We start from the raw sequence: 208 nt of genomic DNA, 5'->3' as shown, positions 1-208 counted from the left end.
TGGACATACTTTGATCGATCCCTCTGTTAGCCAGAGCGGCTTGATATGCTTGGTGCTGATATTGCCAGCCACGGTCTGAGTAGAAAATAAGCCCGTTAAGAGCCGGGTGCTTCTCAAATGCGTCATCCTAGCATGGTCATCACTTGCTTAAGGTCTGGGTGCCTAGAAATGTTGTAGGAGATGATTTCTTGGGTACAACCATCGATAA

General features: G+C 47.1%; 1 pseudogene. It reads right to left on the bottom strand.

Annotated elements, in window-relative coordinates:
- A pseudogene (locus FD23_RS09580) lies at positions 1 to 208 on the bottom strand (DDE-type integrase/transposase/recombinase); the annotation flags it as partial.

The sequence above is a fragment of the Lactobacillus delbrueckii subsp. delbrueckii DSM 20074 = JCM 1012 genome (genome assembly GCF_001433875.1).
Lineage (GTDB): Bacteria > Bacillota > Bacilli > Lactobacillales > Lactobacillaceae > Lactobacillus > Lactobacillus delbrueckii.
The sequence above is the reverse complement of the archived record's forward strand: the minus strand, read 5'-3'. Positions and strand labels throughout refer to the sequence as shown.